Raw genomic sequence first — 25,276 nt, 5'->3', positions numbered from 1 at the left:
GTGCCGATGCATAAAAATACACTATAATTCATAGAAAGAATGAGGAGCCATGGCTGAAAATCAAAATCTAGATACAATGAAGACACCGGGAGCTGTATTTTTCATCTTTGGAGCGACTGGTGATTTGGCAAGACGTAAGTTGTTTCCGGCGATCTACAGTCTTTATCGTGAAGGAAAACTGGATGAGGATTTTGCTGTAATCGGCGTGGCGCGGCGTCCGCGCACCCAGGAGGAGTTTCGGGAGGACGTGTATCGTTCGATTCAGGAATTCTGCCGATATAGTTCGGAACAGGATAGTGAATGGAATGCATTTGCACAGCATTTTGAATATAAATCTTTAGATATCAACAATATTGACGGTTTCCGTGAGCTCCGCGAACAAACGGAGCAATTGGAAACGAAATTTAATATACCGGGCAACCGCTTGTTCTATCTCGCGCTTGCACCGGAATTGTTCGGCAGCGTATCGTTCAACCTGATGAAGGGCGGCATGCTTGACGGAGAGGGCTGGAACCGTCTTGTGATCGAGAAGCCGTTCGGCTACGATCTGGAGTCCGCTGCCAAGCTGAACGAAGAGATCCGTAAAGTGTTCAAGGAAGAGGAGATCTATCGGATCGACCATTACCTCGGGAAGGAAATGGTGCAGAACATCGAGGTTATCCGTTTTGCGAATGCTTTCTTCGAGCCGCTCTGGAATAACAAGCATATTGCCAACATCCAAATCACGCTTGGTGAAACGGTTGGCGTCGAGGAGCGGGGAGGTTATTACGACCATGCGGGCGCACTCAGGGATATGGGTCAAAACCATATGCTGCAGCTGCTGACCATGATTGCCATGGAGCCGCCTAGCCGTCTGCTCGCAGAAGATATTCGCGACGAGAAGGTGAAGGTGCTTCGCTCCCTGCGTCCATATGCCTCAAACGAAGAAGTCAAGAACAACGTGGTTCGCGGTCAGTATACGAGCGGTTCCGCAGGCGGCAAAGATCTGCCGGCTTACCGTGAAGAGGATAAGGTGAATCCTGAATCCAATACGGAAACCTATTTTGCGGCCAGAGTCTTTGTGGATAATTTCCGCTGGGCGGGCGTACCGTTCTATATCCGCACGGGCAAACGGCTTCCGGTTAAGACGACCGAGGTGGTCGTAGAGTTCAAACGGATGCCAACGAACGTATACTTGGGCCAGAAGCATTCCCTGGAGCCTAACCTGCTCGTTATCCGGGTCAACCCGATGGAAGGCATCTACGTGAAGATCAACGCGAAGAAGCCTGGCTCCGAGTCCGAGATCGCTCCGGTTGCGATGGACTTCTGCCAAAGCTGCATCGTGGGCATCAACTCTCCAGAAGCGTATGAGCGTCTGCTGCATGATGCCGCCCGCGGGGATTCCACCTACTTTACGCGTTGGGACGAAGTGGCTTCCGCTTGGTCCTTCGTGGATCGCATCGCTAGCGCTTGGAGAGAGAACCAGGGCGAGCTGGAATCGTATCCTGCCGGCTCCTGGGGACCTGACAAAGCGGATGAGCTGCTGAAGGAAGACGGCTTCCACTGGTGGCCGGTTAACGGTCAGCTTGAGGATAACGTAGTGTGGTTGAAAAAATAGAAGATTAGCTAAAATTTATGCGATAAAAATCATCCTCATGCGCACGGCGCATGGGGATGATTTGCGTATGAATTGTGGTACAATGATATACATGACTTTAGTTACGAAGGGATAAGTGAAATGGCAAAGCTAATAGATGAACTGCAGCAGGAAGTGGATAAGCGTCGCACGTTCGCGATTATTTCCCACCCTGACGCCGGTAAGACGACGCTGACCGAGAAGCTGCTCTTGTTCGGGGGCGCCATTCGTCTGGCCGGATCGGTAAAAGCTCGTAAAGCGAGCAAGCATGCAACGAGTGACTGGATGGAGATCGAGAAGCAGCGGGGAATCTCCGTCACGTCGTCCGTGATGCAATTTGATTATTTAGGGCATCGGATTAATATATTGGATACGCCGGGTCACCAAGACTTCAGTGAGGATACTTATCGTACGTTGACGGCTGCCGACAGCGCCGTCATGTTGATTGACGTAGCCAAAGGGGTCGAGGCCCAGACCATCAAGCTGTTTCAGGTCTGCGCGAAGCGGGGCATTCCGATTTTCACCTTCATCAACAAACTCGACCGCGAAGGACGCAGTCCGTTTGACCTGATGGAGGAGCTTGAGCAGGTGCTGGGCATCCGCTCCGTACCGATGAATTGGCCGATCGGTTCCGGCCGCGACCTGTGCGGCGTGTACGACCGGGTGAAGAATCAGGTGGAATTGTTCCAAGGGGACGACCATTCCACGATTAAAGTGCAGAAGGTCGAAGGGTATGAAGATCCGCTCATCCGCGAAATGGCTGGCGATTATCTGCATGACCAGTTATGTCAGGATCTGGAGCTGCTGGATGTTGCCGGCGACCCGTTTGATCTGGAGAAAGTGATGCAGGGTCAGTTAACGCCTGTATTTTTCGGCAGTGCGATCAACAATTTCGGCGTCCAGACCTTTCTTGAAAACTTCCTCCAGCTTGCGCCGAAGCCGGAGCCGCGCCGCAGCACGGAAGGCGTGGTGGAACCGACCGATGAGAAATTCTCCGGTTACGTATTTAAGATCCAAGCCAACATGAATCCGGCTCACCGGGACCGCATCGCTTTCCTTCGAATCGTATCGGGCAAGTTCGAACGCGGTATGAGCGTGAAGCATGTGCGGGTAGGCAAGGAAATCAAGCTGGCGCAGCCGCAGCAATTTTTGGCGCAGGATCGAGATATTGTGCAGGAAGCATACCCTGGCGATATTATCGGTCTGTTTGACCCGGGGATTTTTCGGATCGGGGATTCCCTCAGCCAAGGACGCGAGGTTGTATTCGACGAGCTTCCGACGTTTTCCCCGGAGATCTTTGCCAAAGTAACCGTGAAGAATGCGCTGAAGCATAAGCAATATCAGAAGGGGATTGACCAATTGACGGAAGAGGGGACCATTCAGGTATTCCGCACCGTTAGCTTCGACGAGACCATTCTCGGGGTGGTCGGTCAGCTCCAGTTCGAAGTGTTCGAGTATCGGATGAAGGGGGAGTACGGCGTCGATGTCCAGCTGCAACGGATGCCGTATCAGTTCGCCCGCTGGCTCGTGGACGACAACATTGATCCGTCCAAGTTCCGGATTAACTCCACCCTCGTGAAAGACAAGAAGGATAATTATGTCGTTCTCTTCGAAAATGAGTATGCGATGAGAACCGCCATAGACAAGAACCCAACCGCCCAGTTTCTTGAGACCGCTCCGTAAGCGATGGCATAAATATGCAGGATAAAGAACAATCCCCTCAGCTTGAAGGCTTAGGGGATTGTTCTTTTTGTTGAGCGCGGGATTATCCCTGAAGATTGCCAGGCGTAACGGTTTTCAAATGGTCGTGAAGGGAAGAGACAAGGGTATTTTGCTGGGCAGCATCCATGTCTTTCCACATCATTTCAAACATCACGCCGAGTCCCGGCAGGGCGGCTTCAGGCCCGTCAACGGAACCCTCGATCATGGAGCGCAGCTCTTCTTCGTCCTGATTGTGGACTTTATGAATGACGGCTTGCCTTAGATCTAACAATATGGACATCGAAATGTTCCTCCTTGTTATATAAGGGTCATTGTGTAATGTACCCGTTCCAGGGGAGTTACATTCAAGTATTCTGGACAGTATGATATACTGTTATCATTGATGATTAAGGATCGACCTAGGCTCGTGGGGGGATATATAAATGGCTAAGAAGCAGTACGCAGTAATCGGTATGGGGCGTTTTGGCACAAGCGTTGCCAAGGAATTGAGCAGCATGGGTTTTGACGTATTAGCCGTTGATGCGAGCGAACAGCGTATTCAGGAAACTGCCAGCATGGTCACGCATGCCGTTTCGGCGGATTCGACCGATGAAGAGGCGCTCCGGGCGCTCGGCATTCGGAATTTTGATGTGGTTGTCGTGGCTATCGGGGAGGATATTCAATCCAGCATTTTGACGACGCTGATTCTGAAGGATCTTGGCGTACCGGCTATTATCGTAAAAGCGAAGAATGAGCTGCACGGAAAAGTGCTTAACAAAATCGGCGCGGACAAGGTGATTTTCCCAGAGCGGGACATGGGGCTTCGGGTTGCCCACCATCTGGTGTCGCCGAATATTCTGGACTATATCGATTTGTCGGACGACTACAGCATTATGGAGATGCTGGCTACAGGCGAGCTGATTGGCCACAATTTGAGAGAGCTGGATATTCGCGCACGATTCGGGTGCAATGTCATGGCGATTCGAAGCGAAGCGGACATGAACATTTCGCCAAGTCCGGATGACCGGATTGAGGAAGGCGATGTGCTCGTCATCGTGGGACATAAGAATGACTTAACGAAGCTGGAGCTTGCTTATCCCAAATAAAGCCGTCAGCTTCGGATACCTGGCCGAACCCGGGCTCTGATGAGTATATATGTAAAGAACGGATGGGTTAACAATGGAGATATTATCGCCGCAGAATGCCAGAGTGAAGGGCTGGGCACAGCTGCAGGAGAAAAAACATCGGGACAAGCAGAACAAGTATGTGGTGGAAGGCATTCATCTCGTACAGGAAGCCCTGTCGTCCGGCGCGGACATCGAGTGCGTGGCTTATGACGTGGACAAGGGCATCCCCCAAGAGCTTCGTCATATTACGGATACAGGACAAGGTGCCGAATGGATCGGCGTATCCCATGCCGTCATATCGAAGGTCAGCGATACGCCGTCGCCGCAGCAGGTGTTTGCCGTCATTCGCAAGGAAGCGCGGCAATGGCAGGACCTGATCCTGCGCGAGAACGGTTTGGTCGTTGTTCTCGACGGTCTCCAGGATCCGGGCAATGTGGGAACCATCATACGAAGCGCCGATGCCGTAGGGGCTGCCGGCGTGGTCCTGGGGCGAGGCTGCGCGGATTTGTACAATCCCAAGACGCTGCGCTCTACCATGGGATCCCTGTTCCATCTGCCGGTGCTGGAGGGTGATCTGCTGAGCATCCTGCCGGAAGCCAGGGAACGGGGAGCCAGATTGGTGACCACCATGCTGGAAGGACAGCGCTCATGCTTCGAGTACGACTTCAAAGGGACAAGCTGGATCGTCATCGGCAGCGAAGGACGCGGCGTCTCGCCTGAGGTCGCGGCACTCGTGGACGATGCCATCCGTATCCCCATGCCGGGGCGTGCCGAATCGCTGAATGCGGCGATGGCCGCTTCCGTATTGATGTACGAGGCTTTAAGGCAGAGGGAGTACGCTGCTGAACTATAAAGACAGAAATGGCTCGATTAGGCTGGAAATGATTAGATAACATTGCTGATCATAACCGGCCTTTTTTTATTTTTGACAGGGATGATCATAATAACAAGCGTGTTCGAAAGGAGTTAAACCCGTGTACGAGCAAAAAACAAAAGAAACGGATCACAGCGTGGTGGAGTTTATCGAGCAAGTGGATTCGCCGAAAAAACGGGAGGATGCCTATCGTTTGCTGGAGATTTTTGAAGAAACGAGCGGTTTTGCGGCCAAAATGTGGGGACCGAGCATCATTGGTTTCGGCTCCTACCATTATCGTTACGCCTCCGGGCATGAGGGAGATGCGCCGTTTGTAGGATTCTCCCCGCGAAAAGCGAAGATCAGCCTGTATTTTGCGCCAGGCGATGATCAGCGGGAGGAGCTGCTGACGAATTTTGGCAAGCATACGGCAGGGAAAGGCTGCGTGTACATCAATAAAGTGGCGGACATTGATGTTGAGGTGCTGAAGCAGCTGATTCGCGAATCGATCGCGTTCCTGAAAAAGACTTATCCGGATCAACCCTAACGTGAGGTTAAGTAGTGCGGTGTGCTGGCAAGGTGCCTGCTTTGCGCCGATTAGTCGTCTGATTGACCTAAGGGTGACGCCGAACAGGTGAATATTGGGATTTGACGTAAAACCATTTGGTGTCCTATAATGCATGAAGGGAAACCAAATGGTTTCATAATTTCAAGTTTAAGCGAGGGATGAAACTGATATGGACAACGCAACAAACGGCAAGCTGCCGGATATTCGTCATACTCTTGTGCTGAAAGCGCCCATCCAGAAGGTGTGGAAAGCCGTAGCCACGGCTGAAGGGATTTCGTCGTGGTTCATGCCTAACAATTTTGAACCGGTTGAAGGGTTCGAGTTTCAATTGAATGCCGGCCCCTTCGGAAATTCACCATGCAAGGTGACGCTTATTGATGAGCCTAACCGGTTGTCTTTTAACTGGGGCAAGGATTGGAGCGTTACCTTCGAACTGGTGGAGCAGGGAGATCATACGGAATTCACGCTCATCCATGGCGGATGGACAGCGGATCAAGTAACCGAGTTCGGGGAAGCGCATGACATCGTTCGAGGCCGCATGGACAACGGCTGGGCTGGCATTGTTCAGAAGCTTGCGGGATACGTCGAGGCGTAACCGATGTCGCAGGCCGCTCCGAAGCATGATGTCTACCAAGCCATCGCAGATCCGACTCGTCGTAAGCTGCTCGGCTTGTTAAGCGATAAGGAAATGCCGGTTAAGGAAATTACGGGATATTTCTCCATGACGCGAACCGCCGTGTCCAAGCATCTCCGAATTTTGGAGGAAGCGGGTCTGGTGCAGGACCGCAAGGTTGGACGCGAGACCCGCTATCGCCTGCAAGCAGAGCCGCTTAAGGAATTGAAGGATTGGCTGTCTTATTTCGACCGCTTCTGGGAGAACAAACTGTCGATGCTGAAATACTACGTGGAAGATCAAGAAAACGATCCAAAGATCGCTAAGGAAGAAGAGTGAGGATAAGCCATCCTTGCTCTTCTTTTTTGCCGTTTGTCCGCATACCTTCTATACAGGAGAGCTTGCCATGGTAAACATGCTCCTCGGGGCGTAAATAGGGGGGACCAAGCATGAGACGAAAGAGATGGGGAAGCAGGCGTTTGGCCTTTCCGTCGCTGTCGTGGCCTAAACCAAGGAGAGCTTACAAACCACCGCGCAGAGGCTTTCGGCCCGTACCGCAGAGCCGGGGGCGTCCTCAGGCTGCCAAACGGCGAAGCACAAAAAAATGGTGGCTGATCGGCGCTCTGCTCCTTGTGTTTGGGATCGTTGAGTTTTTTATGTATATCGAGCAGAATCTGCGGCCGCCGATCATGCATTTAGCCCAAATCCGGGTTAAGCAGATCGCTACCGAAGCCATCAATAAAGCGATCACCTCCCAGGTGACGCAGGGCAAGGATTTTGATAATCTGGTCAACTGGAAAACGGACAGCTCGGGCAAAGTGACCGGATTTATGCTGAATTATGCCGAGCATTTAAAAATCACGTCCCATACGACGCAGGTCGTGCAGAGCACGCTGGACGAAATCCATAAGCGCAAAGAGCAAATTCCGCTGGGACAGGTGTTAAAAAGCCCGATCATCGCTTCATTCGGTCCGCAAATACCTTTAAAGATCGAACCCCAAGGAGCGGTAAAGGTTCAGCTGGATACGAGGCAGCAGGGGGCCGGCATCAATATGATCCTGGTGGAGGTATTCGTCCACATCGTGACGGAGGTAGCGGTTGTCGTTCCTTTTGACATGGAGCCGCAAATCGTGGAGACCGATATTCCGATCTCGTATCTGCTCGTGGTAGGCGATGTGCCGATGTATTATTACGACGGCCAAGGAAAGGCGGTCGGCGAGAATAAGGCAAGCGCACCGAGCATCGCGATACCGCCGCCGGTAACGGACGAGAACACCCATGACGGGCAGCAGGAGATTCCGCCTGCAACGACGCCGGACCCTCCTGCCCAGGGAACGACGACGCCTCTTGTGCCTACGCCGGGCGGCGCCGACATGCCAGGGCATACGGAGGGAAGCGGAACAGGCGAGTAGGACGCTCATTTTCGCTCATTCCCAAACCGTATTGTGTACGTGCAGCATGGATTGGCCGTTTATGTGTCATGAGGGATGTCCTTAAAGGAAAAACGCGCCCCTGGTTTGAATTCAGGAGCGCGTTTTTTTCTTCGAGCGTTTTTCTTCCAGTTCCCAGTGCTTCAGCAGCGGGTAAGGATCGAAAGCCCATTCGGTCAATCCGGTGTCCCGGTAGATGCCGTAATGCAGGTGCGGCGGGAATTTGCCCTGGGTTCCGGGCTTGCCGTAGCCCGAACTGCCGACCCAGCCGAGGGTTTGACCCGGCGTAACGACATCCCCGAGCGAAATCCCTTTATCAAAGCCCTGCAGATGGGCGTAATAATGGTAATGATTGTTCAAATCACGGATGCCGATGCGCCAGCCGCCGTATTTATTCCAGCCTTTAATTTCGACGACGCCGTAACAGGTGCTTCGAACGGGGACTCCGTATGAAGCAAACAAATCCGTTCCTTCGTGAACCCTTTTACCTCCCCAGTTGCGCCCCATGCCAAAGGTGCTTCGGTAGGAATAGTTGCTCTTGACGGGAAGGGGAAACGCATGGTCGAACAGGTCCAGCTTCCCGAAGGTCTCGTACAGTTTGGCATACTGCATGATGCGCTGTACGGCCCGCGTGTTCTGGTAGTATGACCATAGGCCGATGCTGAAATCATCAGCGGCATGCCCATAAGGGGAAAGTCTTGTCGCAACCGTGTAGAGCAGGTCGATATCATTATTGGGGTCTGCCTTGCCATCCCCGTCCCCATCGAGCCCGATCCCGGAGAACACGCTGATCGACATAGGATTCACGTCTTCCTGATTGGGATTCAACGGGCCGGCCCATCGGGTGGAAGGGATAAAGATACCGAGGGTGCGGTCCGGATGCTTTCGATCCTTGGGATGAACCCGGGTCAGCGTTCGTTCATACTGGTCAATGGCCGCCAGGCGGTGCCAAGGAATTTGGGTAACGGTGGAAACCTGATCGTATAAAGACTTCCGGTCTGCAAAATTCGCTGCAGCGTCCGTTGATTTAGTCGCATCGTCAGCCGCGCTGACCGCCATGGAGGCGGATGCGGACGCAGGCCCGCACATGCAGCAGGCAGCCATCAAGGCAGCCACGACTGCAGCCGTGGACCGATACATGATGCACCTTGCTCGCAATGGTTGTAAAATCCTCAATTGTCCTTCTCCTCCTTTTTTCGATAGTCGTAATTAAGGACGGACAGTCATGCCTACCTGTAGGGTGAATCGAAACAAGGATTTTTATCCATGCCGCAACTAGATTAATCTCATATCGATGCGAAACAAGTAATATGATGGTTTTCATGATATAATATGGGACAGCAAACGATGGGGTATGTCTTGAGTTACATCATTACATTCGAAAGAAGGTTTTTTCTTTGTCTAAAACCAAACAGCCAAAACCTGACTGGATTCGAATCAAGCTGACTACTGGCGATAATTATAAAGAAATCAAAAGCATGATGCGATCCAAAACACTTCATACGGTGTGTGAAGAGGCTCGCTGTCCAAATATTTACGAATGCTGGGCTAACCGTACGGCAACCTTCATGATTCTGGGTGACATTTGTACCCGCGCTTGCCGATTCTGCGCCGTGAATACGGGGCTTCCAACGGAGCTGGACCTGCAGGAACCGGAACGGGTAGCGGAGGCGGCCGAGCAAATGAATTTGCGTCACTGCGTGGTAACAAGCGTTGCACGGGATGATCTGAAGGATGGCGGTGCCTACATATTCGCCGAAACCGTCAAAGCCATTCGCCGACGCCTGCCGCTGTGCTCGGTGGAAGTGCTGATCCCGGATTTTATGGGAGACGAAGAATCGCTGAAAATCGTGATGGACGTAAAGCCGGATATTCTGAACCACAACATTGAGACGGTGGAGCGTATGTCTGATCGCGTACGTGCCAAAGCCAAGTATTCCCGCTCATTGCAGCTGCTGAAGAATGCCAAGGCGATGCAGCCTGACATTCCGACCAAATCCAGCATCATGCTGGGCGTCGGGGAACAATGGCATGAAATTCTGGAGGCGATGGACGACTTGCGTTCGGTGGGATGCGATATCATGACGATCGGCCAATACCTGCAGCCTTCGCCGAAACATCTGAATGTTGAAAAATACTACACGCCGGAAGAGTTTGCGATCTTGAAGGAAGAAGGAATGAAGCGCGGATTCAGCCACGTGGAATCCGGCCCACTTGTGCGCAGTTCCTATCATGCACACGAGCAAGTGAAATCTGCGGAACGCAACAAGGAAGAGACGGTGCAGTCTTAACCTATTGGAAAGGCAGGGGAAGCTTTCAATGATCGTTATCGGAAACAAAAGCTATGAAGTGTTAAAGGACCATCGAAACGGCTGGAATCTGGAAGCTTTCCGGGAGCGGTACAGCGAGGTGCTGGACCGCTATGATTACATCGTGGGAGACTGGGGTTATAATCAGCTTCGGCTTAAAGGCTTCTATCGGGACAATCATCCCAAGGCTGCCAAGGATTCAACCTTTTCCAGCATGTCCGATTACATTAACGAATATTGCAATTTTGGCTGTGCTCACTTTGTGCTTCAGAAAACGAAGGAGCAGAAGGAAACGAAAGAGCATGCCTCCAATACGAAAGAGCCTGTAGAGGTTCGAGAAACATCCCCTAAGGATAACCGGGCTGAGGGGGAAGCACAGGGGGGCAAGGAACCCCAAGAGGGCCCAAAACCGGGCAAGGAGCACAAGGACCAGCGCGAGCGGCGCGAAGGCAAGGATTCAAGACGCGAACCGCGCGAAGCCAAGGCCCCCAAGGAGAAGGAAGCAAAGCCTTCCAAGGAGCCTCATGTGGCTTCAGAGAAGCCGCAATAAACAAAGAACGGTCACCTGTATTTTGGCAGGTAGACCGTTCTTTTTTTCGGATATTGGTAAAGGAAAGACTTCGTGAAGCGTTGGCCCTCCTGGTAAATGTAAGAAAGAGGTCTTCTTCATATTAACCAAGGAATGCATCGCGGACGCGGTTCCAGAACGGAAACGGCCGATAACGTGCGAAACTGACCTGCTGCTCCGCCACCTGACAGCGCACGGATACGAGGTCGTCAATCGAGATATTAACGTGGTCGATAGTAAGCAGCAAACGCTGTTCTTTTCGCGAGAATATATCACAATGATGATGCTTGGGCAGAAGCAGCGGCGAGCCCAGCGTACGGAAAATCCGGTTGTTAATCGAGGCGATTTCCGCAATCTGAAGCGCATCGATCGAGGGATGAACCATCGCCCCGCCGACACTCTTGTTATACGCCGTGCTGCCGGACGGCGTGGATACGCAAATGCCGTCTCCCCTGAACATCTCAAAGGTCACGTCGTTGATGTCAATCTGCGCGACAACGGTACCGTCAACGCCTTTAAGTGTAAATTCGTTTAAGGCAATGTAAGAGGACGTTCCTGATTTCTTATGGATTTCCAGTTGAACCAGGGGATACTTGACGAGGCGCGGCTTCACGTTGCCGTGTTCGCCTTCTCCGCTCATATGATCAATTAGCTCCGTCAGTTCATCCGCCTTCCAGTCAGCATAGAATCCCAAGTGGCCCGTATGGACGCCGACGAAGGCGAGGTCGGGAATACGGTCTATAAACGTATGGAAGGCGTGCAGCATCGTACCGTCTCCACCGATCGAGACCACAATCTCCGGAGATTCTGCATCCAGCACAAACCCCCGCTGTTCCGCCAGCTTGTGAAACTGCTGGGTCAGCTCGACAGACAATGGGTCACCGCGGTCCAGAACATAATATCTCAAGTTGATAAGCTCCTTTGTAAGGTTATATAAAGATGATAATCAATCTTGGAGAAGAACACAATGTTCACCTTGGGAATTAGCGGAATTTCTGCTGCAGTCCTCGAAGGATCTGAATAAACAACGCAACTGCAATCAGGAAACCGAGCAGGATGCAGAAAGCCGCCATAATATGGGTATACCCGTTTAGGGAGGAATCCGAAACAGACGGCACCGCCAGCGTCGGTATCGAAGAACCCATGACGCTTCTCCACAACAGCAACACGGCGGTGGCGGCAATAACGCCGTGGATCAGCCTGGCTACGACAAACGGAAAATACCTAAGGTTGGTAGAGTTCAGGATGCTGATGATCTGGGCATGAACGGACAGGCCGCCCCAAGACAAGATAAAGGCTGCCGCGGCCGCTTTGTAAGGCAGAGGAATAACGGCACCTGCCTCCCCGGCATAGCGTGCGCCCAGCGTCACTTCAAACAGTCCCCCCACGATGGCAGTGGATAAGGATTCAGGCATGCCAACGAGGGATAACAGCAGACTGATGACCTCCGTTAGCGCGGGCATGACGCCGGCCCGGGTCCAGAGTTCAAGAAACACGGAGAAGAAAACCACAAGACCGCCGACAACGATAATCAGCTGAAGCGATGATTGAATCGCTTGTCTTAGCAGCGTGCCGAGATCACGGCCATCCTGCTCCCGCGCTGCATGCATGGCCTGAAAGGCGGATTTAAGCCGGCTTGTCTTCGACTGGGACAGGCGTAGCGAATCGGTTGATGTATTGGACTCGCGCTTGCCATGAAATCTCATCAACAGCCCTACGAGAAAACCTCCGCCATAATGGGCGAGGGCCAGAATGAGACCTATTTTGGGATCGTGAAAGAAACCGATGGATACCGCTCCAATCAGAAATATAGGATCCGAAGAGGTGGTAAAGGCAACAAGTCGCTCACCTTCCTCCCGGTTTACCATTTTTTGCTCCCACAACTTGGCGGTTAATTTGGCACCGACGGGGTAACCTGAAACATATCCCATCGCGGCCACGAACCCTCCTGCACCCGGAATTCGGAACAACGGTCGCATCATGGGGTCCAGGAGCGTGCCGATCAGATGCACCACGCCAAACCCTAACAGCACCTCTGAAATGACAAAGAACGGGAACAGGGATGGAAACAGCACGTCCCACCATATCGCCAGGCCGCGGAGTGCGGATTGGAGCGCCGCTTCGGGAAACAAAGCCATCAGGACAATCACGCTGATCAGAGCCGACACGAGCATGAGCCAGCCCAATTTTTTCATGGTCATATAAGGAATACGCCCCCTGGCATCGTTGTGAATGATAGAATATGGTCCGATATTTAAAATCTATGCAGCATATAGGACAAACAGTATAAAAAACATGAGAAAGCGGTTACATTTGTGCTTTATTTTCGGGGATATTGTGCTATAATAAAAACCATCAAAGCACATCTTTCGTATTATGTTTGGATGGAGTGATGATCATGAGCATAGTCGCAGGTATCCTGGTATGCGCCTTCGTTTATGTTATACGTGCTTCTCTCGTCCAGAGTGAAGAGGACTGGCGCAGTTATTAATAAGTTCTAAAAGGTGCTAACCATCGCTTAGCGCCTTTTTTTGTTGTTTTTTGCTATAATGGACAGGTACATCCAATCGAAAGCGAATCATAAACAGATGGGAGAATTAGCGGATATGAATCCGAACTTAAGCATCTATGATAACCTCGGGGGTGCCGAGGGTGTACGATCGCTCGTCGAAGCTTTTTATCCGAGAGTGCAGCAAAATGAGCTGCTTTCGCCATTGTTTCCGGAAGATATCATGCCGGTGATGGAGAAGCAATATATGTTCTTGAGCCAGTTTTTCGGAGGGCCGGCCTTGTTCTCGGAAGCGTTCGGACACCCGATGATGCGGGCCAGGCACATGAAATTCCCGATAACCGACCGTCATGCCGAAGAATGGCTTGGCTGCATGGCCGGAGCCTTAATCGAAATCGGCGTGGAGGATGATTTACGTGATTTTGTGCTGCAGCGTCTTTCGGGTCCCGCCCACCATTTCGTGAATACTCCGTAGTGCCTTAGATCTAGAAACGGACAGGAATTAGACGCGAATGAAGGGATGGCGAATGGCGTGAAATTGGAACCCTTGTATTCCATCAAGGTGGCTTGTGCGCACTGTGATCATGAATACTTAACGTCCAGGGTGAGACCAAGCTTTAAGAAAGCATTCCGTACGGATACGGATTTCTGCGCTTATTACAAATCGGAGAACCCCGATTTTTACGTGGTGCGGGTCTGTCCCGAATGCGGATTTGCTTCGACGGAACACTCGACCCTGAAATTGAATGAACGGCAGAAGACGCTCTTCTATGACCAGGTTGGATGCCGCTGGGAGAAGAGGGATATGGGCGGTCCCCGCAATCTGGAGGATGCCCTGGAGTCGTACAAGCTGGCTCTCCTCTGCGCCCAGGTGATCGGGGAGCGGGACCGCATCGTGGCCAGCCTGCTGCACCATATCGCATGGCTGTACCGGTATCAGGGCAACGAGGATCAAGAGAAGCGGTTTTTGGGGTACAGCCTGGAATCCTATATCCGGGTGTTTGAACTGGAAGGGGTAGGGGCGAATGATGCCCGTCTGCTGTACCTGATCGGAGAGATTCATCGCAGGCTGGGACAGTTCCAGGAGGCGGTCCAGTGGTTCTCCAGAGTGGTCCAGGACGAGAAGATCATGGATGCTGCCATGATCCGAGCCTCCAGAGAGCAGTGGAAGCTGATAGCCGAACAGATCCGGGAGCAGAAGAACGCGGCGATTCAGGCGGAGTCATAAATGCAAACAGCCCGCTGAACGGTGGGCCAGCAGGCTGTTGATTTGCAATTTGCAGCGATGGCTCGCTTTAAGATAGAGTCAGCGCAATCGCTGATCCGTGAGCAAATAGTCGATGTCGCTGTCCAGCACGGTAACTTTGTTGTGACAGCAGGGGAAGATGAGCAGCTTCTTTTTCCCTTCCCTAACGCTTACAAGCTCCTTAGGCTTCATGGGAAGCAAGACATTGTCGGTCCCGCAGAAGGGGCAGCTGTGTACATATACGTCGTTGCCAACGACATCATAAGGCCACGTATTCGAAAAAGGAATCATGAGTTCTCCGATGAATGGGACTCATCGTCTTTCGGGGCTGCTTTCGCTTCCTCATTCTTGGCAAGCTCGGCAATCTTCTGCATTAATATATGCTGAGGCATATGCATCAGCTGTTCCAGCGGAACGCCCAGCTGCTTGGACAGTGTAACCGCCGTCTCCGGTGAAATTTGCAAAGGTCTCATGGCTTCTAGCTCCTCCAGCAGTAATTTGTTTGATCAAGAGGGAAAACAGTATTTTAGTTATATATAGTTATACACTTTTCCCTAAGTCCACACAAATGGTATTCCGTTTGAATTCATATTTTATCTCGAAAGGTGATGAATGTTCGATGGCACTTCAACAAACTTGGGATTTGGAATCGATATTTCCAGGAGGCTCCTCCTCGCCGCAGCTCGGGAGCTTTATTGAGGCTTTGGAGCAGGATGTACATAAGCTTCAGCAAGACGTCAAGGCATTGGCTGTTCCAGAGACCATCGAGAGCGCATCCAGTCTGGAGCGCTTCCTTGAGCAGTTCCAGAGCGCCTATGCAAGGATCCGCGAGGTTTCTGCCTTTGTTGGCTGCCTGACCGCACAGAACGTGAATGACAAGAAGGCGGTTCAATTGTCCGGGCGGGTAACTACGCTGTCTGCGGCCCTGCAGTCGGTGAAGAACCAGTTCGATAACGTGCTTCGGGGAATGAACGATGAGCTCTGGACCGCATGGACCGGTACGGATAAGGTGTCCGAGCTGGAATTCGTACTGAACGAAAGCCGCAATCTCGCGAAGGATAAGATGAGTCCCGAGCTGGAAAGCCTGGCTCTGTCGCTGGGGGTAGACGGTTATCACGGATGGGGAGAGTTCTACGACACCATCGTGAAGAAAATCCAAATTCCGTATGAGGAAGACGGAGAGACGGTCATGCTGTCGGCAGGGCAAGCGTTCAATAAAATGCATGATCCACGCCGGGAAGTGCGCCAATCCATGTTTGAGAAGTGGGAGAAGGCTTGGGGAGACTCCGCTGATTACTGCGCGGATACCTTGAACCATCTATCCGGCTACCGCCTGAAACTGTACGAGAACCGCGGCTGGGACGATGTCCTGAAAGAACCGCTGGCGATTGGCCGGATGAGCCGCGAGACGCTGGACACGATGTGGGCCGTCATTCAGGATACGAAGTCGGTGCTTGTAGAGTACCTGAACCGCAAAGCGAAGCTGCTCGGTCTGGACGGGTTGTCCTGGACCGATGTGGATGCTCCGCTCCGTACTTCGGCAACCAAGATCTCGTATGACGATGCCGCTGTTAACATCGTGGAGCAATTCCGTAAGTTTAGCCCGAGATTGGCGGATTTTTCGCAGATGGCGTTCGACAAGAGCTGGATTGAGGTCGAGGACCGCCCCGGGAAGCGACCTGGCGGTTTCTGCACCTCCTTCCCGGCAAGCGGCCAGACGCGGATTTTCATGACGTTTGGCGGAACGGCCTCGAACGTTTCGACCTTGGCTCATGAGCTGGGTCATGCCTATCATCAGCATCTGATGGGCGGAATTCCGGTGCTTAACCAAAAGTATGCGATGAATGTCGCCGAGACGGCATCCACCTTCGCCGAGATGATTGTTTTTGATGCGATGGTGAAGGGGGCAGGCAGCGAAGAGGAGAAGCTGGCTCTGTTGGAAGAGAAAATTCAGAACAGCGTGGCCTTCTTTATGAACATTCATGCACGTTTCTTGTTCGAAACCCGCTTCTATGACAAGCGGAAGAACGGTCTGCTGAGCAGCGAGGAGATCTCCGATTTGATGGTGGAGGCACAGAAGGAAGCATACTGTGATGCCCTGACCTCGTACCATCCGCATTTCTGGGCATCCAAGCTTCATTTCTATATCACGGGCACCCCGTTCTACAACTTCCCGTATACCTTCGGTTATATGTTCAGTACGGGCCTCTATGTTCGGGCATTGGAAGAAGGTCCGACCTTTGCGGACAAATATGATGCTTTGCTTCGAGACACAGGCGTAATGTCCGTGGAGAACCTGGCAAAGAAACATCTGAATGTGGATCTGACCCAGCGTGACTTCTGGCAAAGCGCGGCGGACTCCTGCGTCAACGATATTAAGCAGTTCTTGCAAATGACCGAGCATCTAGCATAAATTGTTGGTTATCATCGAAAAAACAGGTAAAAATGCAGTTCCTGTTATGGCGTTTGATCTTCCACTGCAGATTTATTCCCATATTCGAAAGAAGCTCCTTCGGGGCTTCTTTTTTTGTCGTAAAAGAAAGAAAGTTGACGCAATAAAGGAGAGGAAAACTAAAATATTTGTGCAATTTTAGTAATAAATACCCAAATGTGTTGAATATTGTTGATCCAATGATTTCTATCCCCTATAATGAGTCATAAGCCCTAATAATAGGGAGGATTTACTAATAAAGGAGGGGAGAAGGGATGGTAAAACTAGATCAATTATCACTGGCTAGGCAGCTGGACATCGTGTTTAAAGAGCTGGAAGAAGAGTTGGGAGGTCTAAGCTCGGGGACGGTTTTTGTACAAATACGAAACAATGTAATTGGTAAATTTGGCATACGGCATAACCCATTGTCTGGGCGTAACGGGATCATAGCTCCGCAAGAGGAGGGGCTAAGTGAGGCTCAACAATTCTCTTTTCGTTCGATGGCGCTTGAAAGTCTGAAACATAAACGCCATTGGACACATGGCGAAATCAGTTATGAATTTATGGTGCGACAAGGCATCGTCGTTGTGGATGCTGTGCTTGAATCCAACTATAACATGGCCAACTTGATGATACGGTACCCTCGTAATACATATGCCGAAGCTGCTTCGGAATCCTGAAATCATTTATTATATAGAACATATAACGAAAGAGGCGATCTTTGGGGAGAAGATCGCCTCTTTCTATTTACGGCTGGAGGGAAGAGATGCTAATTACAGGTTCGAACGACCCGATAATTGCTGCTCAGCCAATTGTACCAGACGTTTGGTGATGTAACCTCCCAAAGAACCGGTTTCACGGGAAGTATAGTTTCCATAGTAACCGTCTTGTGGAATCGTTACGCCCAGTTCTTGAGCAGCTTCCATCTTCAATTGTTGAAGAGCTGCAGTTGCTTGAGGTACGACAAGATTGTTAGAAGAACGACCTTGAGCCATGTCATGTCACCTCCTTTGGTGTTGTATGAGGATATTATGACCTGATTGATAGGGATCTCATTCGTGCAGGAGGCAGATCGTCTGCTGGTAAAATTACCCGTACACATTGTTCATAGATCAAATAAGAGCAGCCCTTTGATATTCAAAGGGCTGCTCTTGCTGAAAAGTTAAGTATATGAGGATGTTATGTGTCAACGGAGACACTGGCTTATCCTTGCTCTGCCTCCGGTGACGTATTCTGAATGCTGATCTTGGTCGTCAGATTCACGGTCTGTCCCGGTTCCAAATGAATCAGCCCGGTTTCTTCGTTCGGGAGATTCAAATTGGGTGCGTTGGGAAGCCAGGTGTACGGTTCGATGCAGAGGAACTGCTCGGCAACACCTTTGGTATAGAGCACCCAATGCTTGAAGAAGGCACGGTCTGCCGAATAATGAATTTGGTAACCATCGTCCCGCTTCAGCAAGGCCTCGGCAGGTTTGCCCTCAGGGATCTTTAATATCGTATCCAGGTCGGCATCCTTCAGGTTTAGTCCCGAATTCAGTTGTTCCAAATGGCCGAGAGGTGAAAGATCGCCGGTCGGGATCAGTTCATTATTCAAAGTATAAATGCCTTCAACTGGCAGATCCAGCGTCCAGCGATGCGGTTCGCCGTCCAGCAGGAACCACGTATGGTAACCCATGCCGAACGGAACGGGGCTGGCGCCCAGATTCGTTACGCGAAGGCTCTGCGTTAAGCGTGTCCCCTGAAGACGGAAGGTCATCTCCAGCTTCAGCGGCTCAGGAAATTGGGCAATCCATTTCGGATCATCCGATGAGATGAACTCGGTCGAAACGGCGCACCCGTCATCCTCCTCCTCTATGTCGCTGACACACCAAGCCTGTGATCGGTGGAGGCCATGGATATGATTGTCGTTCGCGGTATTTTGGTCAAATTGATACGACGTTCCGCCATATTCGAAATGGCCCTTGGAAATCCGGCCTGGCGGTATGAGCATCGGAATGCCGAAGTGGTAAGGCTTCTGTAGATAGAATGCAAGCTCGCTTTCATCTGGTTTTCGGAGGATTTCGCGTGAGTTTTCATTGTCTTTAATCCCAATGACGTTATTACCTAGACGAGGAAGGAGAGTCACTTCAAGACGGCCGCTGTTTAAAATATAGGTGTCGTAACCATTCCACTGGCCTTTGGTCACTTGATTCATATCGATGCTCCTTTACTAACAGAAATCATGGTCTGGACGATTAACCACATCATAACAGATTTTTGCGGAAAGGGTAAAAGAAATGCTTCAAAAAGGCCCGGACATCTTGATTCCAAATTGGAATTGACAAGGCGGAGCAAGAGTTTTATCATTGCATGTAATAGTGATCCATTATGATTGAAACACGATGACAAGGACAAGTAAGCAGGTGCGGCCCATCCTTCAGAAAGCCGGTGGTTGATGTGAACCGGCGGATCCGCTTTGCTGAATGGACCTTCGAGTGCCGGGCTGAACGGGATAATGCTGTTATTCCTTAATATGCCGGCCGGGTATTCTCCGTTACAAGAATGGAAGGCTGCAGCCTGCGTAGGATGATGCTTGCAGCGAATAAGGGTGGCACCACGGTCTCACGTCCCTTGCGGATGTGAGGCTTTTTTGCGTTCCTATATGCTCACGCAGGGCGGGGCAGACTTGGATAAAATGAAAATATAAATAAATGGAGGACTAGTCATGAAAACCGTATTATCGGGAATTCAGCCAAGCGGTAATTTAACGCTCGGCAACTACATTGGAGCCATTAAAAATTTTGTGAAGCTGCAAAACGAGCATGACTGTTATTTTATGGTGGTCGATCTGCACGCAATAACGGTACCGCAGGAGCCCAGCTCGCTGCGGGATCGCTCGGAATCGGTCGCGGCCCTGTACGTTGCCGCCGGAATCGACCCGAACCGTGCCAATATCTTTTTGCAGTCCCATGTTCCTCAACACGCCGAGCTGGGATGGATCATGACCACCCTGGTGAATATGGGCGAGCTGGAACGGATGACCCAGTTCAAGGACAAATCGGAAGGCAAGGACTCGGTTGGGGCCGGCTTGTTCGTTTATCCTGCGCTCATGGCCGCAGACATTTTGCTGTATAATGCAAATCTTGTGCCGGTGGGAGACGACCAGAAGCAGCATCTGGAAATCACGCGCGATTTGGCTGCACGCTTCAATCATCGGTTCGGTCCGTATTTCAATATTCCGGAACCGTTCATCCCTGAAGTCGGTGCGCGAATCATGTCGCTGGACGACGCCTCCAAAAAGATGAGCAAGAGCAATCCGGTTGAGGGCAGTTATATCGCAATGCTGGATACGCCGGATCAAATTCGCAAGAAAATCAGCCGGGCTACAACCGACTCCGGAGCCGAAGTGGTGTATGATCCTTCCGCTAAGCCTGAAGTGAGCAATCTGATGAGCATCTATTCGGAGTGCGCAGGAGTGTCTTTGCAGGAAGTGCAGTCTCGTTTCGAAGGAAAAATGTACGGGGCATTCAAGAAGGAGCTTGGCGAAGTTGTAGTAGCCGCTCTGGAGCCGCTTCAAAACAGATACTACGAAATTCGCCAAACCGGTGAAATTCATGACATTCTCGCCAAGGGAGCCGAGCAGGCGCAGAAGACCGCGGCCCAAATACTCGATGGCGTGAAGGACAAGATGGGATTTCTGGCTCCTAAATAAACAAGGGTCTTCTAGGAAGGCTTGCGCTTGGATTTAATAATGAATCCCCAGCCTATGTTGAGGATGGAGAGCAGTGCCAGACCGACGGCCAGAAATCCGTTGTAGCTGATGGATATGGCGGAGGCGGTCAACAGGACGATGGAAGATACCGCAAACCATAGGGATAAGCCTTTACTCATTATGAAAAAAACCTCCAAAGATTAAAATTTTAAAAATACGTATAACGTTGCAAGAAGGAGCCATAATAAGTTTGCAAGCTTGCACTGGAATAACAGACATTCAGTGAAGGGAGATTTTTAATATGGCAAGTCGCAGCAACAATTTGGTTGTACCTCAAGCTACTGCAGCATTACAACGTTTGAAACTCGAGGCTGCTCAAGAATTAGGCGTAACGATTCCTCAGGACGGTTACTATGGTAACTATACTTCCCGTGAAACAGGATCCCTGGGCGGATACATTACTAAACGTTTGGTACAGCAAGCTGAACAGGCTCTTTCGGGGTCTGGCCGCACGCTGTAATCTCTCTCTCATAACGTGAGTATGGAAGCCCGGAGCGCTATGTCAGCGCTCCGGGCTTTGTATTCATATCAGGGGCCCGACAGGCATCCTGCTACATAGACAAATTGTGCCTTAAACAACGGCGAAACGTCAAGGTGATATCCCTTCCAAATGTCACTGAATTGTCATATAGATGGAATGAATTCCGAAGGATTGCTAAACACTTTTTACTAATGATATGATAAACTTTATAGCGGAGGCAGTACTTCCTCCATAACGACAGATACAAGGAGGAACGTTAACACGTGGATAATCACTTGAGATACCAGGCTCCTTCAGAATCCGCAGCACTGGCCTCGGCAGCGCCTGCACCTCCCGATAAGGCGGGGACTTGGAAAGATTTTATCACGGTGACGAAACCCGGAATCATCCGGTCAAATTTGATAGCGGCTTTTGCCGGATTTTGGCTGGCATCGCGTTGGGATATCCAATTTGGATTGATGATTATGACACTTCTCGGAACTGTGCTTGTCATGGCTTCGTCCTGTGTTTTCAATAACTATTTCGACCGGGAGCTCGACATGAAGATGGAGCGTACCCGGAATCGCTCCCTTCCAACCGGGCGTTTGACACCCAAGGTTGTTCTTTGGTATGCCGTCATTCTGGGGGTCGTGGGACTAGCCGTCCTGTTCCTGTTCTCAGGGGTGCTGGCAGGCCTATTCGGAGCCGTCGGAATGTTCGTTTACGTTGTGGTGTACACTCTCTGGCTTAAACGTTCTTCTACATGGAGCACGTCGGTCGGAGCGATCTCTGGTGCCATGCCTCCGGTAATCGGCTATGTGGCCGTGACCGGAAGCGTGGATATGGCAGCCGTCCTGCTCTTCGCTCTGCTGTTTCTCTGGCAGCCGCCGCATTTCTGGGCGCTGGGCATTCGCCGGGTGGAAGAATACCGTGCAGCGGGATTCCCTTTGCTGCCGGTTGTCAAAGGAATTAAACGCACGAAGTATCAGATGATTCCTTACCTGGTGCTTCTCATACCGATTCCCATCCTGATGTACGCATACGGATATGCCGGTATATTCTTTCTGGTCATCGGACTCCTTCTGGCTATTTGGTGGCTCTACGCCGCACTCCAAGGTTTCCGTGCCAAGGACGATGAAGCTTGGTCCAAAAAAGTATTCATTATCTCCATCAACTACTTGACCTTGAGCCTGATCGTTCTCATACTCAATACCACCTTTTAACAGGTGGCTGGGCTTTTAGCGATACACTAAAACCTGATAGAACAGGGATTGCCTGAGACGAAGGGAGAACGGGGAAGGTCATGAATGCATTCAAACGTTACAAATGGACTTGGGTACTGCTCGCTGTATGCGTAATAGCAGCCATCTACCTGGTATACAACTCGCTTGGATTCGGAAAGGAGAAGTTTCCGATCGTTCGTGAGGTTGCTGCCTATTCCATGGAGAATGTAGATGGGAAAACGATCACGTCGGAGGATACCAAAGGCAAGGTGAAGCTTATGTACTTCTATTTCACCAGCTGCCCGGATGTGTGCCCGATTACGACGCTGGTTCTGTCTCAGATCCAGGAAGACTTGAAAAAAGAAGGTTTATTCGGTAAAGAAGTTAACTTTGTGTCCATCTCCTTTGATCCGGTGACCGATACGAAAGAGAAGATTAAGGAGTTCGGAGACCGATTCTATGCCGATTACAGCGGCTGGTACTTCCTGCGTGGAGACCAGGAGGAAACGCGGAAGCTGATGCAGGAGTCTTTCAAAATTCCGCTGCTGGGCAATAACTCGACGAATTTCACGCATGGCAATTCCATTGCCTTGGTGGACCGGGACAATAATATCCGGAAGACCTATAATGCTGCGGATCCATCCGAAGTGAAGACCGAGGATATCGTGAAGGACATCAAGGCTTTGATTAAGGAATAAATTGCAGGTAAAACCAAAAGGCGCGCTCTATCGTTAAAGATGGAGGACGCCTTTTTATTTTAAATAGCGAAAATTGTAGCCATTCAAGATGCTCTTGTGATCCTTGACAATAGACACGTTTCATCAGAATACGTCAGGGGGCGGGTAGATGATGAATTCCTCCAGCCCTGCCTTCTCCAGCTGGGCAATCAAGTATTCGTCGGGAGTTCCTTCAACGCCGGCATATCCCCGGCGGGTATAGATTTGTTCGGCATCTGGAAAGACGTCGCGCAGAGCCCCGCGAATTTTCTTGCCGGAGCTGTCGTTATCCATAAAAAGGTACACCTCTTGATCCTTCACCTGTTTATGCAGGCTCTCAAGCTTGGCGGTGTTTAACGTTCCGAAAGTACACAGGATGGTTATATCCGAAGTCAGCAGCCGACGCAGCCGACTCCGGTCGTTCTTGCCCTCTACAATGAGAAATATCGGCATCTTTTTTCACCTCTGTCATGATACGGAGATCCTTGGCAGCATTCCCCGGGAAATGTTGATCTGCCGTCGAATGATGTAGGTATAGTGTAACTTGTTTTCTGCCGATCATGCAAAAGGAGGCATAATAAACGGCCATCCAATGGATGGCCGCAATAAGATTAATCCATGTATTCTAGTTAGAAACAGCTCAGAATGATGACGAGCAGAATGTACAATACAAGAATCATTCCTACGGAATTTCCATGGCCGCCATGGCAATGTTTATGATGAACATGACTCATGATTACTTCACCCCTTGGTTAAATGTTCGTGGTCATTTGCCACACTGTATCTTATGTGGGTTTACCCATATGGACTGTGTTATGGCCCATCCGCGTTGATTTGGGCGCTGTTAATAGCATGGTACAAATTCATCAGACGGTTGAGATTGGGGTTTCGGGCGAGATGGCTGTCAAAGGTGCTTCACGATTGCGTTTGGGAAGCAGCAGCAGAACCGTCATCAGCATGAGAAACGCAACAAAATAAGGAGATACCACCGTGCGCAGCTGTCCAGCCGCGATCGGGCCGACAAAGGATCCCAGCGACATGGCGATGGACTGAAATGAGAACACTTTGCCAAGCCTGCCTCCGCCGCTGAGCTGAATGAACAAAGAGGATAGAGCCGGGAATAGCAAGCCTTTGGCAAGTCCGAGCGTAAACAGGATAATCATAATCGGTACATGGTCTGCTGCAGCGAGGGCGTAGAAGCATATGGCCAGCCCGAATACGCCAATGGTCACCCTGATATGAGGCGCATAACGGTTGAGGAACAGCATGCTTAGCGTGACCAGGGCTCCAAGGCTAATGACGGAGAAGAGAAGCCCGGTGGACATAATGCTTGCCAGCCCGCTTTCCCGAAGCGGTATTTCAAAGAACAGGATTCCTTGAGAGCAAGCGATCGCAAAAGGAATCAAATATAAGCGCAAGCTAAACGGAAGCCGTGCCGGCTCCTCGTTATTGATCGGTTCAGCCTGCTGACCCTTATGTTTAGCAGCGGCTGACATCGGCTTCGGGAGACTGAAAAACGCCATCAAGCCTGTGAAAATCAAAAGCCAGCCCAGACTCTGGAATGTGCCGGAAAATCCCGCATTGGCGACGATGAAAGCTCCTGCAGCCGGCGACAAGACAGAGGCAAGGGTGTGGATCACGCCATGACCGGACATATATTTGCCCTGCGTAACGGGATCCCGGGAGAGCGACGCCAGCAGCGCCAGGCAGGCCGGTGACAGAAAGGCCAGCACGAAGCCGCTGATCGAGCGGAGCACGAGCAGCTGCCAGGGCAATTGGACATGGGCCTGAAGAAGCAGGATGATACCGGCGGCGGTTAGGCTGAAAATAATGTAGCGTCTGCTGCCGTGACGATCGATCAGACTGCCCGCAAGCAGGTTGCCGGGCAGATGGGTTAGAGCATAAATGCCCATCATCCAGCCGATAAACGTAGGGGCTGCTCCAAGTGAAATGGCAAAGGGCGTCAGTACAGGATACTGAGCATGCAAATCAAAAAACGCCAGAAACAAAAACATATAGAGCCATAAAGCGGTTTTCAATATGGCACCCTCCTATCCGGCTAAAGTTGATATGGTACTACTACTTGTACGTACGAAAGGTCAAGCTTAGACCTTTTTGTGAAAAGACCCGGTTGGCTGACAGCTTTGCGGGGTATCA

The 25,276-nt window shown here is 51.0% G+C and carries 29 protein-coding genes and 1 other annotated feature; of the genes, 18 read left to right on the top strand and 11 right to left on the bottom strand.

The annotated features are described in order from the left end of the window. Positions 1–49: 49 nt before the first annotated feature. Positions 50–1,597 (top strand): glucose-6-phosphate dehydrogenase, encoded by a 1,548-nt coding sequence (zwf, locus tag M1D70_RS27060; RefSeq protein WP_009591421.1) that lies wholly within the window; start codon positions 50–52, stop codon positions 1,595–1,597. A 120-nt stretch (positions 1,598–1,717) separates the two neighbouring features. Continuing rightward, positions 1,718–3,298, top strand: coding sequence for a peptide chain release factor 3 (locus M1D70_RS27055; protein WP_009591407.1), 1,581 nt, complete (start codon positions 1,718–1,720; stop codon positions 3,296–3,298). An 82-nt stretch (positions 3,299–3,380) separates the two neighbouring features. Here the strand turns inward: M1D70_RS27055 and sspI are convergent, their stop codons facing one another. Next, positions 3,381–3,617 carry a small acid-soluble spore protein SspI gene (gene sspI / locus M1D70_RS27050; protein ID WP_009591415.1) on the bottom strand — a complete coding sequence of 79 codons (237 nt, stop codon included), beginning with the start codon at positions 3,615–3,617 and terminating at the stop codon, positions 3,381–3,383. 142 nt (positions 3,618–3,759) lie between these two features. Between sspI and M1D70_RS27045 the strand changes: the two genes are divergently transcribed. From M1D70_RS27045 to yunB, 6 genes are all read left to right on the top strand, one after another. Next, positions 3,760–4,422: a potassium channel family protein gene (locus M1D70_RS27045; protein ID WP_456288439.1), complete on the top strand. Its 663-nt coding sequence runs from the start codon at positions 3,760–3,762 to the stop codon at positions 4,420–4,422. 73 nt (positions 4,423–4,495) lie between these two features. Continuing rightward, a complete protein-coding gene (locus M1D70_RS27040; protein WP_251498660.1) occupies positions 4,496–5,296 on the top strand; it encodes a TrmH family RNA methyltransferase in 801 nt (266 codons plus the stop codon). Between the two features lie 121 nt (positions 5,297–5,417). Next, positions 5,418–5,843: a DUF1801 domain-containing protein gene (locus M1D70_RS27035; RefSeq protein WP_009591419.1), complete on the top strand. Its 426-nt coding sequence runs from the start codon at positions 5,418–5,420 to the stop codon at positions 5,841–5,843. A gap of 190 nt (positions 5,844–6,033) precedes the next feature. Further along, positions 6,034–6,459 carry an SRPBCC family protein gene (locus tag M1D70_RS27030; protein WP_009591414.1) on the top strand — a complete coding sequence of 142 codons (426 nt, stop codon included), beginning with the start codon at positions 6,034–6,036 and terminating at the stop codon, positions 6,457–6,459. Between the two features lie 3 nt (positions 6,460–6,462). Next, a complete protein-coding gene (locus M1D70_RS27025; RefSeq protein WP_456288438.1) occupies positions 6,463–6,816 on the top strand; it encodes an ArsR/SmtB family transcription factor in 354 nt (117 codons plus the stop codon). Between the two features lie 110 nt (positions 6,817–6,926). After that, entirely contained in the window at positions 6,927–7,889 is a 963-nt protein-coding gene (yunB, locus tag M1D70_RS27020) for a sporulation protein YunB (protein WP_456288437.1), read from the top strand. A 111-nt stretch (positions 7,890–8,000) separates the two neighbouring features. On the opposite strand, the gene M1D70_RS27015 is transcribed toward yunB, so the two are convergent. Beyond that, on the bottom strand, positions 8,001–9,047 hold the full coding sequence (locus M1D70_RS27015; RefSeq protein WP_009591436.1) for a M23 family metallopeptidase: 1,047 nt from the start codon (positions 9,045–9,047) through the stop codon (positions 8,001–8,003). Between the two features lie 257 nt (positions 9,048–9,304). On the opposite strand from M1D70_RS27015, the gene lipA reads away from it, so the two are divergent. Beyond that, on the top strand, positions 9,305–10,198 hold the full coding sequence (gene lipA, locus M1D70_RS27010) for a lipoyl synthase (protein WP_009591422.1): 894 nt from the start codon (positions 9,305–9,307) through the stop codon (positions 10,196–10,198). Positions 10,199–10,226: 28 nt separating this feature from the next. Beyond that, positions 10,227–10,766 (top strand): YutD family protein, encoded by a 540-nt coding sequence (locus tag M1D70_RS27005; RefSeq protein ID WP_009591406.1) that lies wholly within the window; start codon positions 10,227–10,229, stop codon positions 10,764–10,766. A gap of 121 nt (positions 10,767–10,887) precedes the next feature. Here M1D70_RS27005 and M1D70_RS27000 read toward each other — a convergent pair whose 3' ends face one another. Both M1D70_RS27000 and ylbJ read right to left on the bottom strand, forming a co-directional pair. Continuing rightward, positions 10,888–11,691 carry an NAD kinase gene (locus M1D70_RS27000; protein ID WP_009591431.1) on the bottom strand — a complete coding sequence of 268 codons (804 nt, stop codon included), beginning with the start codon at positions 11,689–11,691 and terminating at the stop codon, positions 10,888–10,890. A gap of 76 nt (positions 11,692–11,767) precedes the next feature. Beyond that, the gene (gene ylbJ, locus M1D70_RS26995) at positions 11,768–12,985 is read right to left on the bottom strand and encodes a sporulation integral membrane protein YlbJ (RefSeq protein WP_456288436.1); all 1,218 of its coding nucleotides are present in this window, start codon (positions 12,983–12,985) and stop codon (positions 11,768–11,770) included. Between the two features lie 405 nt (positions 12,986–13,390). Here ylbJ and M1D70_RS26990 point away from each other — a divergent pair, with 405 nt between their 5' ends. Both M1D70_RS26990 and M1D70_RS26985 read left to right on the top strand, forming a co-directional pair. Then, on the top strand, positions 13,391–13,768 hold the full coding sequence (locus M1D70_RS26990; protein ID WP_036671870.1) for a globin domain-containing protein: 378 nt from the start codon (positions 13,391–13,393) through the stop codon (positions 13,766–13,768). 57 nt (positions 13,769–13,825) lie between these two features. Beyond that, positions 13,826–14,521, top strand: a complete 696-nt coding sequence (locus M1D70_RS26985) for a DUF2225 domain-containing protein (protein WP_175320756.1) — start codon at positions 13,826–13,828, stop codon at positions 14,519–14,521. A 78-nt stretch (positions 14,522–14,599) separates the two neighbouring features. Here the strand turns inward: M1D70_RS26985 and M1D70_RS26980 are convergent, their stop codons facing one another. Further along, positions 14,600–14,830, bottom strand: a complete 231-nt coding sequence (locus tag M1D70_RS26980; protein ID WP_009591425.1) for a hypothetical protein — start codon at positions 14,828–14,830, stop codon at positions 14,600–14,602. Then, positions 14,827–15,012, bottom strand: coding sequence for a YycC family protein (locus M1D70_RS26975; protein WP_009591437.1), 186 nt, complete (start codon positions 15,010–15,012; stop codon positions 14,827–14,829). Before M1D70_RS26975 ends, M1D70_RS26980 begins: the two co-directional genes overlap by 4 nt. 146 nt (positions 15,013–15,158) lie before the next feature. Here M1D70_RS26975 and M1D70_RS26970 point away from each other — a divergent pair, with 146 nt between their 5' ends. Both M1D70_RS26970 and M1D70_RS26965 read left to right on the top strand, forming a co-directional pair. Next, positions 15,159–16,952 carry a M3 family oligoendopeptidase gene (locus M1D70_RS26970; RefSeq protein WP_009591429.1) on the top strand — a complete coding sequence of 598 codons (1,794 nt, stop codon included), beginning with the start codon at positions 15,159–15,161 and terminating at the stop codon, positions 16,950–16,952. A 293-nt stretch (positions 16,953–17,245) separates the two neighbouring features. Beyond that, on the top strand, positions 17,246–17,650 hold the full coding sequence (locus M1D70_RS26965; RefSeq protein ID WP_009591435.1) for a hypothetical protein: 405 nt from the start codon (positions 17,246–17,248) through the stop codon (positions 17,648–17,650). Positions 17,651–17,743: 93 nt separating this feature from the next. Here M1D70_RS26965 and M1D70_RS26960 read toward each other — a convergent pair whose 3' ends face one another. Both M1D70_RS26960 and M1D70_RS26955 read right to left on the bottom strand, forming a co-directional pair. Next, positions 17,744–17,965, bottom strand: coding sequence for an alpha/beta-type small acid-soluble spore protein (locus M1D70_RS26960; RefSeq protein ID WP_006212633.1), 222 nt, complete (start codon positions 17,963–17,965; stop codon positions 17,744–17,746). Positions 17,966–18,173: 208 nt separating this feature from the next. After that, a complete protein-coding gene (locus M1D70_RS26955; RefSeq protein ID WP_009591434.1) occupies positions 18,174–19,163 on the bottom strand; it encodes an aldose 1-epimerase in 990 nt (329 codons plus the stop codon). 178 nt (positions 19,164–19,341) lie between these two features. Continuing rightward, positions 19,342–19,583: a binding site (T-box leader), on the top strand. 90 nt (positions 19,584–19,673) lie between these two features. Here M1D70_RS26955 and trpS point away from each other — a divergent pair. Next, on the top strand, positions 19,674–20,660 hold the full coding sequence (gene trpS / locus M1D70_RS26950; RefSeq protein ID WP_433941425.1) for a tryptophan--tRNA ligase: 987 nt from the start codon (positions 19,674–19,676) through the stop codon (positions 20,658–20,660). Positions 20,661–20,671: 11 nt separating this feature from the next. Here trpS and M1D70_RS26945 read toward each other — a convergent pair whose 3' ends face one another. Further along, positions 20,672–20,839 (bottom strand): hypothetical protein, encoded by a 168-nt coding sequence (locus M1D70_RS26945; protein ID WP_009592873.1) that lies wholly within the window; start codon positions 20,837–20,839, stop codon positions 20,672–20,674. 122 nt (positions 20,840–20,961) lie between these two features. Here M1D70_RS26945 and M1D70_RS26940 point away from each other — a divergent pair, with 122 nt between their 5' ends. The 3 genes from M1D70_RS26940 to M1D70_RS26930 all read left to right on the top strand — a co-directional run bounded on the left by M1D70_RS26940 (position 20,962) and on the right by M1D70_RS26930 (position 23,101). Then, complete coding sequence (locus tag M1D70_RS26940; RefSeq protein ID WP_009592890.1) at positions 20,962–21,180, top strand: alpha/beta-type small acid-soluble spore protein; 219 nt, start codon at positions 20,962–20,964, stop codon at positions 21,178–21,180. 284 nt (positions 21,181–21,464) lie between these two features. Next, positions 21,465–22,403, top strand: a complete 939-nt coding sequence (gene cyoE, locus M1D70_RS26935) for a heme o synthase (RefSeq protein ID WP_009592896.1) — start codon at positions 21,465–21,467, stop codon at positions 22,401–22,403. Positions 22,404–22,483: 80 nt separating this feature from the next. Beyond that, positions 22,484–23,101 (top strand): SCO family protein, encoded by a 618-nt coding sequence (locus M1D70_RS26930; protein WP_009592915.1) that lies wholly within the window; start codon positions 22,484–22,486, stop codon positions 23,099–23,101. Positions 23,102–23,224: 123 nt separating this feature from the next. Here M1D70_RS26930 and M1D70_RS26925 read toward each other — a convergent pair whose 3' ends face one another. Both M1D70_RS26925 and M1D70_RS26920 read right to left on the bottom strand, forming a co-directional pair. Beyond that, a complete protein-coding gene (locus tag M1D70_RS26925) occupies positions 23,225–23,572 on the bottom strand; it encodes a toprim domain-containing protein (protein WP_009592860.1) in 348 nt (115 codons plus the stop codon). A gap of 413 nt (positions 23,573–23,985) precedes the next feature. Continuing rightward, on the bottom strand, positions 23,986–25,158 hold the full coding sequence (locus M1D70_RS26920; RefSeq protein ID WP_456288435.1) for an MFS transporter: 1,173 nt from the start codon (positions 25,156–25,158) through the stop codon (positions 23,986–23,988). Between the last annotated feature and the right edge of the window lie 118 nt (positions 25,159–25,276).

This window comes from Paenibacillus sp. AK002 (genome assembly GCF_053903045.1).
The sequence above is the reverse complement of the archived record's forward strand: the minus strand, read 5'-3'. Positions and strand labels throughout refer to the sequence as shown.